At 41.2% G+C, this 12,471-nt stretch carries 13 protein-coding genes, 1 pseudogene and 1 riboswitch; of the genes and pseudogenes, 5 read left to right on the top strand and 9 right to left on the bottom strand.

Annotation, left to right across the window (positions count from 1 at the left end):
- The first annotated feature begins 24 nt into the window (after window positions 1-24).
- The gene (locus tag MKY10_RS11725) at window positions 25-558 is read left to right on the top strand and encodes a GNAT family protein (RefSeq protein WP_015251967.1); all 534 of its coding nucleotides are present in this window, start codon (window positions 25-27) and stop codon (window positions 556-558) included.
- A gap of 140 nt (window positions 559-698) precedes the next feature.
- Here MKY10_RS11725 and MKY10_RS11720 read toward each other — a convergent pair whose 3' ends face one another.
- The 7 genes from MKY10_RS11720 to MKY10_RS11690 all read right to left on the bottom strand — a co-directional run bounded on the left by MKY10_RS11720 (window position 699) and on the right by MKY10_RS11690 (window position 8,205).
- Window positions 699-1,691: an ABC transporter permease gene (locus MKY10_RS11720; protein ID WP_015251966.1), complete on the bottom strand. Its 993-nt coding sequence runs from the start codon at window positions 1,689-1,691 to the stop codon at window positions 699-701.
- Window positions 1,685-2,431 (bottom strand): ABC transporter permease, encoded by a 747-nt coding sequence (locus tag MKY10_RS11715; RefSeq protein WP_015251965.1) that lies wholly within the window; start codon window positions 2,429-2,431, stop codon window positions 1,685-1,687. The genes MKY10_RS11720 and MKY10_RS11715 overlap by 7 nt, the downstream gene beginning before the upstream one ends.
- A 9-nt stretch (window positions 2,432-2,440) precedes the next feature.
- Window positions 2,441-3,379, bottom strand: a complete 939-nt coding sequence (locus tag MKY10_RS11710) for an ABC transporter ATP-binding protein (protein WP_014479987.1) — start codon at window positions 3,377-3,379, stop codon at window positions 2,441-2,443.
- Between the two features lie 15 nt (window positions 3,380-3,394).
- Window positions 3,395-3,946: a MarR family transcriptional regulator gene (locus MKY10_RS11705; protein ID WP_015251964.1), complete on the bottom strand. Its 552-nt coding sequence runs from the start codon at window positions 3,944-3,946 to the stop codon at window positions 3,395-3,397.
- Between the two features lie 405 nt (window positions 3,947-4,351).
- A complete protein-coding gene (locus MKY10_RS11700; protein ID WP_339225871.1) occupies window positions 4,352-5,596 on the bottom strand; it encodes an MFS transporter in 1,245 nt (414 codons plus the stop codon).
- Window positions 5,597-5,689: 93 nt separating this feature from the next.
- Window positions 5,690-7,153 (bottom strand): FGGY-family carbohydrate kinase, encoded by a 1,464-nt coding sequence (locus MKY10_RS11695; protein WP_061891181.1) that lies wholly within the window; start codon window positions 7,151-7,153, stop codon window positions 5,690-5,692.
- A gap of 17 nt (window positions 7,154-7,170) precedes the next feature.
- A complete protein-coding gene (locus MKY10_RS11690; protein ID WP_003231435.1) occupies window positions 7,171-8,205 on the bottom strand; it encodes a 2-hydroxyacid dehydrogenase in 1,035 nt (344 codons plus the stop codon).
- Between the two features lie 83 nt (window positions 8,206-8,288).
- Window positions 8,289-8,380, bottom strand: a riboswitch (SAM riboswitch).
- A gap of 147 nt (window positions 8,381-8,527) precedes the next feature.
- Between MKY10_RS11690 and MKY10_RS11685 the strand changes: the two genes are divergently transcribed.
- Together MKY10_RS11685 and MKY10_RS11680 are read left to right on the top strand one after the other, a co-directional pair.
- Window positions 8,528-10,570: a molybdopterin oxidoreductase family protein gene (locus MKY10_RS11685; protein ID WP_236833387.1), complete on the top strand. Its 2,043-nt coding sequence runs from the start codon at window positions 8,528-8,530 to the stop codon at window positions 10,568-10,570.
- A 66-nt stretch (window positions 10,571-10,636) separates the two neighbouring features.
- Window positions 10,637-10,930, top strand: coding sequence for a hypothetical protein (locus tag MKY10_RS11680; protein WP_015251960.1), 294 nt, complete (start codon window positions 10,637-10,639; stop codon window positions 10,928-10,930).
- 372 nt (window positions 10,931-11,302) lie between these two features.
- On the opposite strand, the gene MKY10_RS11675 is transcribed toward MKY10_RS11680, so the two are convergent.
- Window positions 11,303-11,707, bottom strand: a complete 405-nt coding sequence (locus tag MKY10_RS11675; protein ID WP_004399396.1) for a UPF0715 family protein — start codon at window positions 11,705-11,707, stop codon at window positions 11,303-11,305.
- Between the two features lie 85 nt (window positions 11,708-11,792).
- Window positions 11,793-11,913: pseudogene (locus MKY10_RS11670) on the bottom strand (hypothetical protein).
- 68 nt (window positions 11,914-11,981) lie between these two features.
- Here MKY10_RS11670 and MKY10_RS11665 point away from each other — a divergent pair.
- Both MKY10_RS11665 and MKY10_RS11660 read left to right on the top strand, forming a co-directional pair.
- Window positions 11,982-12,104, top strand: coding sequence for a hypothetical protein (locus MKY10_RS11665; protein ID WP_003241887.1), 123 nt, complete (start codon window positions 11,982-11,984; stop codon window positions 12,102-12,104).
- 43 nt (window positions 12,105-12,147) lie between these two features.
- A complete protein-coding gene (locus MKY10_RS11660; protein WP_003231427.1) occupies window positions 12,148-12,441 on the top strand; it encodes a YozQ family protein in 294 nt (97 codons plus the stop codon).
- Window positions 12,442-12,471: the final 30 nt, after the last annotated feature.

Genomic DNA, 12,471 nt, shown 5'->3' with positions numbered 1-12,471 from the left:
AACACAAACGTGGGGAGTGGTTGAATGTTTCCTATATTAGAAACGGATCGGCTTATACTTAGGCAAATCACAGATCAGGACGCGGAAGCCATTTTTGCTTGTTTCTCAAACGATGAGGTGACACGCTATTATGGGCTTGAAAACATGGAATCTATAGAACAGGCCATTTCAATGATTCAAACGTTTGCTGCCCTCTATCAAGAAAAACGCGGTATACGGTGGGGAATTGAAAGACGGGACACTAAAGAACTGATCGGAACAATAGGCTTTCACGCTCTGGCCCAAAAGCATAGGCGCGCGGAAATCGGTTATGAAATCATCCCGGAGCATTGGCGAAACGGTTTTGCATCAGAAGTCATTTCAAAGGTCGTATCTTACGGATTTTCTGCCCTTGGACTGTCGCGTATTGGCGCAGTTGTATTTACTGCTAATGATGCATCAAATCGTCTGCTCCTAAAAATGGGGTTTCAAAAAGAAGGTGTTTTAAGACAGTACATGTATCAAAATGGTACTCCATATGATACAAATGTGTATTCTATTGTGAAACCAAGAGAATGACGGTATTCTCTTGGTCTGTGCCACATCCCTTTTCCTTTAAAATGTCCGATTCATGACCTGCATCAGCTATGACGTTTTGATTCTTGATCAATCCCTACAAGATTTTCATCTCTTAAAACAATGCTAATAACTTTTTTCCCCTACTCATAAATCCCTTTATTGGTTCTTCTTCTTGTGATAAAATCCCCAAGGAAACAAAACGTAGCCGACCACATCAAAATATAAATAACCTGAGTTTTGTATTCCCACATTGAATCCCCCATTTCTACCCCGTGAATGAAAGTCATATACGCTTTTTGTGGCAGTATCGCACAAAGGGCATTTAATATTGGATGATGTGGAGCAAAAGAAATAAAACAGCCTGACAATACACACGTGATCACACTGATACCACTCGTCATCAAACTGATGTTTCGATCCATCACAGAAGCCATAAAGATAGCGAATGCTGTTGCAAGCACTGTAAGAACACCCAGTAACCCAGCAAGAATATTTAAACGGAAACCAATTTCAGCATGAAAGAGTACATTTGTAATTAGGATGGCCAAGTAAGTGGGTATGTATAAACATAAAAAAGTAAAGATAAACTGAACCAACAAATATTTCCCCACATGCACGGGAGACACTAAAATCCTTTTGAAGGTTTTGAGCATCCGGTCTTCTGGATATAACGCAGCTAATGCCACACCTTGCATCAATACAAGCATCATGATAAAGCCTAATATATTCGTTCCCGTTCCCCGTTCCATCCTTAATTCATCCTCTCCCCGGTAGCTGCCTGGCATTTCTCCAGTCTCAAAAAATTGCTGAATCATTTTTTGATCCGCTTTACTTTTCAACGTGGTTACGCTGTAATCAAGTTGATTTTTTTCTACAATGGCTGCATATTTCCCTAACATCAGATCAGAAAACTTCGGCTTCTGATCTACCGTTACCACTCTAAATGCAGAATCACTCGGCAAATGATGAACTTCGTCCAGTTCTGTAACAAAAGCGATTGTTTCTTTGAAAACCGGCTTCCCGGAAAACATAATCGCAACGCCAATCATCAGAGGGATAATGATTAATGCAATGATAATAATGGCTTTTTTGGTCAGGATTCGCTCCCACCTGTTTTGGAATAAACTCAGCATATATATCCCTCCGGCTTAAATACAACATGAGAAACGGCAATACAAATGATTGAAGCCAATATTAGTCCTGACATAACAGGCTGCAGCATACTGAAATCATGATCATAAATGAGACGAAATGAACATTCTGTTACCCATTTAATCGGAGAAAGAATCGATATCTGATTGACGGTATCTCCAAATCTATGAATTCCGAAAAATACGCCACCAAAGAAAACAAAAAAAGCTATCGGAATTTGCATAATCCCATTCGCCTGTTCTTCATTCTTGAACAAACTGCAGAACATTGTGCCAAAACAGCAACCGAAAAATAAAAATACATACAATAAAAGCATGAAATACGTAAGATATTGTCCTCCAAAGTTCAAATGAAAAATCGTTTGGGCTATCAACACATTCATGCTGTACATAATGACACTGAATATAAAGGTTGATAGTAATTTAGAAAGATAAATACTAGTTGTCGAAACCGGCGCATACACAATACGAAGGTTCGCCTTCTTCACCTTTTCCTCCATAAACGTATTAGAGGTCGTCATAGCAATCAGAGCTGCAGTGAAAATCATCATATTCACTCCGTAATAATCATAAGAACTGACCCCGCCTGCTCCAAAGCTGCTTTTCGTAACAAAGCCCATGACCAGAATCAGAACAAAAGGAAAGACCGTATTGGCTATTACAAGAACCGGATTCCTTAAAATATTCATAAAATCAAATGTTATTAATTTTAACAAACTCATTTTGCTCTCCTAATCTCTTAAATTTCTTCCCGTCAGCTCTAAAAATACCGTTTCTAACGATGCCTCTTTTTTGTTCATGTTTAGGATGCTGCAGCCTTGGGCACTCAATTCTAATATGATTTCACTCAGGTGATCTTGGTTCTTTTGAACGGTAACATTTAGTTGATGGTCAGAGAAATCAACTCCTGTCACTCCTATGATTTCTCTAATCGAGTTTTTATTTAATCGCTGAACATGCGCCAGTTGAAAAGCGTATGTTATTTCTTTATTGACTTCTCTGTACAGCTCTTCTTTTGTTCCATTGGCAATAATTCTTCCTTCATTCATGATCATAATACGATCTGAAATTGCCTCGACTTCTTCCATATAGTGTGTAGAGTAAATGATGCTTGCGCCTTTTGTTTTCAGCTCTTTTATCGATTCCAAAATGTGATGCCGGGATTGCGGATCGATTCCTACCGTGGGCTCATCCATGATAATCAGTTTCGGCTGATGGGCAATGGCGCACGCAATGTTTAATCTTCTTTTCATCCCGCCTGAAAACGTCTTTGGCTTGTCATCTTTCCGGTCATATAGCTGTACGAGCTCCAAAGCCTCTTTGACTCGGGCTTTCAGTTCTTCTCCTTTAAGAGAATAAAGACTGGCAAAAAAACGAACATTTTTCTCAGCGGAAATCTCCTCATAAATCGCGATATCTTGAGGCACAATCCCGATGCCTTTCTTCATTTCCTTGGACCCTTTTTTCACACTATGGCCCAATATCGAAACATTTCCGGAACTGGCCGACAATACTCCTGATAAAATATGAATGGTTGTGCTTTTCCCTGCACCATTTGGACCTAGTAAGCCAAGCACTTCCCCCTCTCTCACTTCGAACGAAATCCCATCTACTGCCGTTTTGTTTTCATACTGCATTTTCAAGTTTTCTACTGTTGCTACGTTGTTCATAGTTGGTTCTCCTTTTTACTTTCTCCGTTTTGCGAATTCCTGCAATAAATTTGTTTTCAAATTGTCTCGATTTTGTTCAATGTCAAAATCAGCAGCGTCTTCTTCAAAACCATCCTGTTCTTCTCCGTCAAAACTGTACAGTTTCTTCAATAAAACCCATAATGTTTCCAGCTCTTCCGTCGAAAAGCCTTTAAATAGATCGGCCATAAAATACACCGCTTTTTCACCGCATTCCTCCATGACACGCTTTCCTGAATCAGTAATCTTCACATTAACTGCACGCTTGTCGCGTTTACTTGGTACAGTGATGACATAACCTCTTTTTTCAATACCGCTGACAAGTCTGTTGATGTTTTGTTTTGAAGTGCCTAATTTTTTTGCAATGTTGTTGAATGTCGTTTCCTCTTCCGGTAAATGCAGTATGGCAACCATCGTCATAAATTGCCTCGACGTTAAGCTTTCATAATAATCGTCTCCGCGTGATTGGATTTTGTTTAAAGTGGAAAAAAATGTAGCGTAAGACTGTTGCATTAAAAATAAATCTTTCAGTTCCTTAGAATAATCCACGATGTTCCCTCCTTGAATGGACAACTTATTGTCTATACATCTTAACATTTCTCATTACATTGTCAATATGTTGTCTATTTTTCTTTAGACTCCCTCGATAATTTATAGAATAGTTATATACTGATCGATTCAGAAAGAGGTAATGTTGATGGCTCGTCATCGAGAATTCAATGAAGAATAAAGCATTGGAGACCGTTATGAATTTGTTTTGAGAGAACATTCGGGCGAGCTAAGACGTGAAATTAACGTGGAACAAACGGCTCAGACTTATATTCTGTTTCTTATCAGCTGACTGTTATGGTGAAATCCCGTCCAGATCAATCATTTTTGCGTCATTCCGTATCGGAAATCCTTACATTGCTGAACAAATGATAAAAAGCGCCCCGGAAAATGGGCGCTTTCTAATTAAGATGCATATTGAGGAGATGATTCCTCCTTAACTGCTTTTTCCTCAGGTATATGAATGCATTTCGTCATGATTGCACTCGCAACGTAAAGGACCGCAAAGATCCAGACGACGCCTTGCGCACCGACGAGACCGATGAACAACCAAGCAAGCGCGGGACCGACAAACGCTGATAAACCTGCAGCCAAATTCAATACAGACATGGCTGCCCCTTTATCTTTTCCTGCCACCGTCGGCACAATTGCACCAATCGGCACATAGCCTGCCAGCAAACCGCCCCAAATAAAGCCGATCACGCTGACAACCGCTAAGCTTCCGCCGGAGAAAACAGGTGCGTAGTATAATAAGAGGGTGAAAATGCCGCAGCCGACTCCGCCGAACCAAATAACAGTATTTTTCCAGCCGAATTTATCGCCGACAATACCAAAGATAAGGTTAAACACAATGTTCCCCAGGAAAATCGTTCCCCAAATTTGCAGCCACACATTGGTTGAAATTCCATGCTGGGCCATGTGCATCGGCAAAAAGACTGGAAAACCATATGTACCAATGCTGTTGATGATTCTGATGATTCCGCCTGTAAGCACGCGCGGATTTGTAAATAAAATCGTAACCCCTTTTAAAAGCTCCTCGGCTGTTTCTGATCTTTTTCTTTTCTTCTTTTCAAAACGGTCTTTATTGATAAACAATGCAAAAAATGCACCGAGACATACCCAGAAAATAGAGCTCCAAAGCGTATTCAAATAACCGAACGCTTTGATCGCGTAGCTTGAGTACCAAGCGCCGAACACAAACATGCCGAGGCAATATGCTATCCAAAACCAGCCGACAGCAGTGCTCAGTTTGCTTTGCGGTGTTCTGTAAATGACCCATGTCAAGAAAGAATAAGCAAAAAGCGGGTAACCTAACCCTTTTACGAAGTAAGTCACATACATCACTGGCAGGTTCAGCTGTTCAAATCCAAATACGATAAAAGCAGCTGTACCGATCACATAAAACAACAGCCCCATAAACATCGTTCGTTTTGCGCCAAATGCTTCGAGACATACACCCGAAAACCAGGAAGCTATGGCAAGCGCAATTCCGTATATACTAAAAATAGAAGCGGACTGCTGAACGGTGAGCCCGTTTTCGATCAAAAAAGGACTGAGCCAGCCTTGTTCAAGGCCATCTCCCATCATAAACAAAACAACCCCTAAAAATCCCCAGGCAAGCCGCTTCAGTATTCCTATTTTATCCAACATATCTGTCTCCTCCTTAGATGCTAATATTCATTACCGTATTACCTTATTAAAGTTGAAAATTAAATGATTCCTCAAAACAGCAGAAATGCCGTCTTAAATTAATACTTTGCTTTCTGATCCTGAAAAAAAGCGCTGTGTTTGCTTCCATTCCTCATATAAAGCCAATTCTATCTGACAGTCCTTCGGTTCGATCACCCGGACATTTGCTGACATCTCCTCCGTTAATTGAAAGGTTTCATTGCAAATGACTGCAGCACCGACGACAGATGCCTGATGATATCCCTCTTGGACATAGACCTTTTTTTGAAGAAGATCCGCGATATATTGAGTGAGCGCTTTGCTTTGGAATCCCCCTCCGCACACCCAAACATAGTCACGTTCAAACGGAGTAACCTCTGTTAAAATGTCAAAGTTCCATTTGATTGAAAATGCGATCTCTTCTAGCGCTGCACGTACAAAATGTGCCCTCTTTAAATGTGCTGACAGCGGGGCATCAAAAAGAAAACCGCCTCTCGTTAACGCATTCTTTTCAGCCGATAAATAAGAGCCGAGAGCCGCTACACATGCATGGTCTTCTTTTGCAAGTGCAGAAATCTCCTCCTCCATTACTTCGTACGTTTCATTCGGATAAAAAATCTGTTTTAATTTTTGATAATTCAAGCCGGTAATTCCCGGATTCGTTTCCACAAGCCAATGCCCTTGATCTGCATGACAGTTCAGCCAGGCTTTATGTTTTGTGTCGCCATGATCCTCAGTAATTTTGGTTATTGGCGTTGTTGTCCCTGATACAATGACAATGTCCTCAAGTCCAGCTCCGGTGCTTTTGACAGCCAGCTGTGTATCCCCGCCCCCTGCTATAACCTTAGCATTTATTGAAAGGCCTAATTCGGATGCATATTCATTTGCTATCGTTCCAATTGCTGTTCCCGCTCTTACAAGAGGCGGAAGGATAGATGGAGAAAAGCCGAATATGTCGCACATCTCTTCTGACCAAGTGTTTTGCTTCACATCAAACAGCAGGGTTTCTGTTGCCTGTGATGGTTCATATGTTAATCTTCCGCTCAGTTGGTACGTCACCCAATCACTGATGCTTGTAAAGCTTGCAGTCTTTTCCCATAAAGAGGGCTGGCGCTGTTTTAATCCATAAAGCTTGAGCGCAGAAAAAAGTGCGGTTGGCAGGCGGCCTGTGCGGCTGTATATCTCTTCCCGATCGGGAATGCCCGCCTCCCACTCTCGGCCGCGATTATCGATGTTCGGCAGCCCGAGAAAAGGATTGCCGTTTTGATCAATCAAAACAATCCCCTGTCTTTGGCTCGTCGATGTCAAACCAATGATGTCAATATCACACGAACGGGATAGCGCACGTTTTGCCAAATTCATCACCTGCTTCCACAGCACCTGAGGAGAAAAATAACGGCTGTCCGGGTAAAGCGTCTCTGTGGAATACACGATGTCCTCCCGTTCAACTGTTAAAACACTGCCGGTTACACTCACGACCGCTACCCTCGCATTGCCTGTGCCAATATCAAAAACAAGATAGCCTTTTTGTTTTTTCATTCTGTTAGCCTCCTTTCTTATACCCCTGTTTTCAGTTCGTCCTTGTTATACATTGTCGGAATATTAAGAGTTTTTTCACCCTTCCACTTTTTGAGGGCTTTATTCAGTATCGTCACGTGATGATCCTCCACTTCAAATGTTGCTCCAGCGAGATGCGGTGTTGCCAGAACATTAGGCAATGAAATCAATTCATAATCTGATTCCTCTGGAGGTTCATGATAAAAAACGTCTAAAATCGCACCTCTGATTTTATGTTCTTTTAATACAGATAAAAGATCTTCACGGTTTACAACAACTGCTCTTGAAGTATTGACGAAAATCGCACTCTGTTTCATCAGATCAAAATACTTCCGATCAATAAGTCCAAGTGTTTCCTCAGTACGAGGCAGATGTACAGAAACGATATCACTGTCTGAAAACACCGTTTTAAGAGATACTTTTTCATACAACGGATGATCGTCTTGAATGTATGGATCGTAATACTTTATTTTACAGTCAAACGCAGTCAGCAGTTTTGCAATCCTTTGGCCAACCGCCCCGAACCCAATCATGCCAACCGTTTTTCCTGATAATTCATTTCCTTTAAATTTGACATAAGCCTGTAAGTAATCCCTGTCCCACTTTCCATCCTTCAGCCATTGATTCGAGACGCTGGTATGGCGGAGAAAGGTAATCACATTTCCAATAAACATTTCAGCAACGGCTTGTGCATTCCGCCCTGGTGTATAAAAAACAGGTATGCCTCTTTTTGAGGCAGCTGCCACATCCACATTGGAGGGCATTCCCCTGCAAACACCGACAAATGAAAATTCGGGAACAGAAGCAAATACGCTGTCTGTTACCTGATCAAGCTCAGTAATCAAGCCTGTCGCATTTGTTGCTTTTAGCAGCTGAATGAGTTCATCTTCCCGATATGCCCGGCCTTGTTCCTTCCAAGATTGATAAGCAACTGAGCCAAACAAGTTTTCTAGCTCTTTTCGTCCTTCTTCGTTGTACGGTGCTGTAACCAAAACCGTCATGGTGCAAAACATCCTTTTCATCGTATTTTTCATAAAAAAAATCTCTTTCCGAAGATGGAAAGAGATTCATATATAGGCGCGCTCTGTTACAGGCAGACGCCGGTATAAACCTTGCTTTCCTATCTTTCAAGCTGACGCTTGCTGGAATTGGCACAATAATGTTGCCGAGGTTTCATAGGGCCAGTCCCTCCACCTCTCTGGATAGAAAATGTTGAGTATGTAATTTTCAGAATAAAGAATACGTTTATCATAAAGAAGTCTCAGATTGATGTCAATCTCTTTTTTCAGAATTGACGTTATGATCCGAAATGTTATAATTCTTACAAAATATCTAACTAGAGAGAGGAACTGGGCCATGAAATCTTTTGCCACACAACAAAACGGCATTTTCAAATCCGTTTGCTCGCTGGACTGCCCGGATCAGTGCGGATTGTTAATACATAAAAAAGACGGGAAAATCGTAAAAGTGCAAGGAGACCCTGATCATCCTGTCACAGCCGGAAACATATGCAACAAAGTCCGGAATATGACGGAGCGCATATATGATAAAAAGCGGCTGACTACACCGCTCAAACGAACAGGTGCGAAAGGCCAAGCGATATTTGAACCGATTTCTTGGGAAGAGGCAATCGATACGATCACCTCCCGCTGGAAACAGCTGATTGATGCAGAGGGAGCTGAAAGCATACTTCCTTACAGCTTTTACGGAAATATGGGGAAATTGACAGCTGAAGGAATGGACCGCCGCTTTTTTTACCGCATGGGGTCAAGCCAGCTTGAACGGACGATTTGCAGCAAAGCGGGATCTGAAGGCTATAAATATACAATGGGCATAAGCGCGGGAATCGATCCTGAGGAAACCATTCATACAAAACTATTTATTTTTTGGGGAATCAACGCGGTCAGTACAAACATGCACCAAATTACGATCGCCCAAAAAGCGCGAAAACAAGGTGCCAAAATTGTCGTGATCGATGTGCATAAAAATCAAACAGGACGTCTTGCAGATTGGTTTATCCCAATAAAACCGGGAACCGACAGTGCACTTGCTCTTGGCATCATGCACATTTTATTTAAAGAAAACCTTCATGATGAAGCATTTCTGTCCGAGTACACGGTTGGCTATGAAGAGCTCCGTGAACACGTGAAACAATATGATCCTGAAAAGGTATCGACGATCACCAGTGTCAGTACCGAAGATATTTACCGACTGGCAAAAATGTACGGGGAAACCTCCCCTTCTTTTATCAGAATCGGAAACGGACCCCAGCATCACGATAACGGCGGGATGATTGTCAGGACGATTGCCTGTCTTCCGGCGATCACCGGCCAATGGCTGCACACAGGGGGCGGCGCAATTAAGCATAACAGCGGAATTTTAGAATATAACACAAATGCCTTGCAGCGGCCCGACTTATTGAAAGGGCGCACCCCGAGGTCGTTTAATATGAATCAGCTTGGCAAGGTGCTTTTGGAAACAGATCCGCCTATTCGCTCGCTTTTTATTTACGGAACGAACCCGGCCGTCGTTGCGCCGGAAGCAAACAAAGTCAGACAGGGCTTGCTGCGGGAAGACTTGTTTACTGTGGTTCATGATTTGTTTTTAACGGAAACGGCTGCATATGCGGACATTGTACTGCCTGCAACATCCGCTTTTGAAAATACTGATTTTTACACCTCCTACTGGCACCATTACATTCAGCTTCAGCAGCCGGTGATTGAGAGATATGGGGAAAGCAAGTCTAACACTGAGGTGTTCCGATTAATGGCTGAAGCAATGGGATTCACAGATCAGGAGCTTAAAGATTCAGATGAAGAATTAATCCGCCAGGCGCTTGACCATCCAGATAATCCGCATTTGGCAGAGATTGATTACGATTCACTTACTAAGAATTCATTTATGAAAGCGAAACGTGAAAAGCCGCTGTTTCCGGGCGAACTTCCAACGCCAAGCGGAAAAATAGAATTATATTCAGAAAAAATGAAACAAGACGGCTTCCCTGCTTTACCGACATATACACCTCTTGTAACCGATAATGAACATCCGTTTATGTATGTTCCGGGGCCAAACCATAATTTCTTAAACTCAACATTTTCCAATAATGAAAAACACATCAAGCTTGAAAAGACGCCAAAGCTCTTTATCAACACAAAAGATGCTGAAGAACACGGAATCGTTGATGGGGCACCTGTACGAATTTGGAACAGCCGGGGAGAATGCGAGCTGACCGCTGCAGTTGGAGAACAAGTGCTGCCAGGTGTCGTTGTCAGCCAAGGATTATGGGCGGATGAACAAGGAAAAAAACAGCTTGTAAACGCGCTAACCCCAGACCGATTGTCCGATATGGGCGGCGGCGCCACCTTTTTTTCAGGCCGTGTACAGATTGAAAAGGTTTGAAAAATAATGAAACCCGGAGTATGCCAAGCCCGTATAACATAACATTGACATAATGGAGGCATACACATGGACGTTTTTTTAGGAATTGGTATTGCTTTGGCAGGATATTTTATCGGTGAAGGCTTAAAGCAGATGAACCATACAAAAGGTAGTGAACAAAATGATATCTTGCTTATAAAAGAACGGGATATTTACTTTTACATCGGACTTTTTTTAGGAATAACAACGACTGAAGCAAAACAGTTAGCTGGAGACATGGCAGACCTGCCTTACATTGAAATAAACGGAAAAAAATATGTACAGAAACATATGTTAAAAGATTGGACATTCACATTAGTTGAAAAACATCAGGGTGAATAAAACAAATCTGAGGAGAGCGAGATTCATTGTCACGCTCTCCTCTGTTTAGCTGTATGGATCCTGCCACCAAAACTTTGTTCTATAAGCGCTGATAAAACGATAAACCACCATCTATGTTCTTTCCTCAAACGGCTCGAGATGCCCGTTCCACAACAATAGTTTTTATATTCCTTTGATGACGTGATGTTCTTGATGAACGTATGTATCGTAAAACACTTAGAAAACCTATTCGGTTCGAATGTGTGCTCTCATTATGCCCCCATACTGCGCCTTTATCCGCGGAGGATTTTTTTAAAAAAATATGAAACCTAAAGCTTTTAGATCCTGAATTTTTATTGAACCTCCATATTTCTCCGATTGGTAAAAATTAGCCTATACACCGGAAGCTGTACGTTTATAAAGGATCAGAGAATCCCATAACCAGTAAATTACTGCAGCCGCAATACTTAACATATAATAAAAGTACGATTGCAATGTCCATGCTATTGACGCAGGTTCATTGATAACAAAAAACAGGAAAGCTGCGATAAAAGCAACCACACTGTAAATCAATAGGTACATGACATTGAAAGTTCTCGCTTTTTTCTGCAACTTCATTTGGAGCGGAACAGCAAAAAGGCCATACACCACAAAACCGTATAATAAAGCAATTGCTGCCGTAAACAATGCAATTATCATATCGCCATACATAACGAAAGAATAAAACCCTAATAACAAACCAAATGTAAGGCTGGATAGCCCTAATGTCATTAAATAATATGATGCGATTTTTTTCATTTTTTCACCCCCCTTGTTTGATTTATTCATAGTGCTGTTAGTATAAATTCACAACCTTTGTATTTCTTTTATCGAGATGTCTTCCCTAACGTGCTATACGCAATGCGCTAATAAAAGGTTTCAAAAATGACGTTCTTTTATTAGATAATACGCTGGCATGAAAACGCCTCTCCTGATTGGCCAAAGCGCGAAAGAAAAAAGTGCATGAATACCTGATCAACAGACAAAATAAGAAGAGTTGATATTCAACACTTTTCGTAAAGGAGTGAAACCAATGAGTAAAAAGGGAATTCAAAATTCAAGTATTGAACAAATAAGAAATGACCATGAGACTGAAACAGCTTTTAAAGCAGATGATCCTAAAAAACACGGTTCCGATCCTAAAAGAACGAAATAAGTTCTTACCCCCACTAAAATATCAATAATCTGGAGGAAGTAAAGTGACTCAAAAAAACGGTGCAGACAGACCTGATGATTATAAAAGATTTTCTTCATTAGACAAGGAATATGATTTTCAGCAATCTATACGCAGCAATACTGAGACAGAAAGTGTAAACACTGAAACACAAACTCATAACAAAGAAAACAAAAATGACACAACAGATGTTGCCGGGAAATACTTTGAGCCCTCAGATTATAAAGGAAGCACGCAATTAGAAAAAGGATTGGCTGAAACTCATGAACAGGTCAGCGATGACTATTTTGAAGGGACAATCGATCAAAATTTGGACTAGCCATACAAACGGAACTAACTTAAAAGAAGT

The sequence above is a fragment of the Bacillus sp. FSL P4-0290 genome, assembly GCF_037975435.1.
GTDB classification, from domain to species: Bacteria; Bacillota; Bacilli; order Bacillales; family Bacillaceae; genus Bacillus; species Bacillus subtilis.
The sequence above is the reverse complement of the archived record's forward strand: the minus strand, read 5'-3'. Positions and strand labels throughout refer to the sequence as shown.

Coding starts and splice junctions, on each gene's coding strand:
- MKY10_RS11725 (WP_015251967.1), top strand. CDS start 25: ATGTTTCCTATATTAGAAACGGATCGGCTTATACTTAGGCAAATCACA.
- MKY10_RS11720 (WP_015251966.1), bottom strand. CDS start 1,691: ATGCTGAGTTTATTCCAAAACAGGTGGGAGCGAATCCTGACCAAAAAA.
- MKY10_RS11715 (WP_015251965.1), bottom strand. CDS start 2,431: ATGAGTTTGTTAAAATTAATAACATTTGATTTTATGAATATTTTAAGG.
- MKY10_RS11710 (WP_014479987.1), bottom strand. CDS start 3,379: ATGAACAACGTAGCAACAGTAGAAAACTTGAAAATGCAGTATGAAAAC.
- MKY10_RS11700 (WP_339225871.1), bottom strand. CDS start 5,596: ATGTTGGATAAAATAGGAATACTGAAGCGGCTTGCCTGGGGATTTTTA.
- MKY10_RS11695 (WP_061891181.1), bottom strand. CDS start 7,153: ATGAAAAAACAAAAAGGCTATCTTGTTTTTGATATTGGCACAGGCAAT.
- MKY10_RS11690 (WP_003231435.1), bottom strand. CDS start 8,205: ATGAAAAATACGATGAAAAGGATGTTTTGCACCATGACGGTTTTGGTT.
- MKY10_RS11685 (WP_236833387.1), top strand. CDS start 8,528: ATGAAATCTTTTGCCACACAACAAAACGGCATTTTCAAATCCGTTTGC.
- MKY10_RS11680 (WP_015251960.1), top strand. CDS start 10,637: ATGGACGTTTTTTTAGGAATTGGTATTGCTTTGGCAGGATATTTTATC.
- MKY10_RS11675 (WP_004399396.1), bottom strand. CDS start 11,707: ATGAAAAAAATCGCATCATATTATTTAATGACATTAGGGCTATCCAGC.
- MKY10_RS11665 (WP_003241887.1), top strand. CDS start 11,982: ATGAGTAAAAAGGGAATTCAAAATTCAAGTATTGAACAAATAAGAAAT.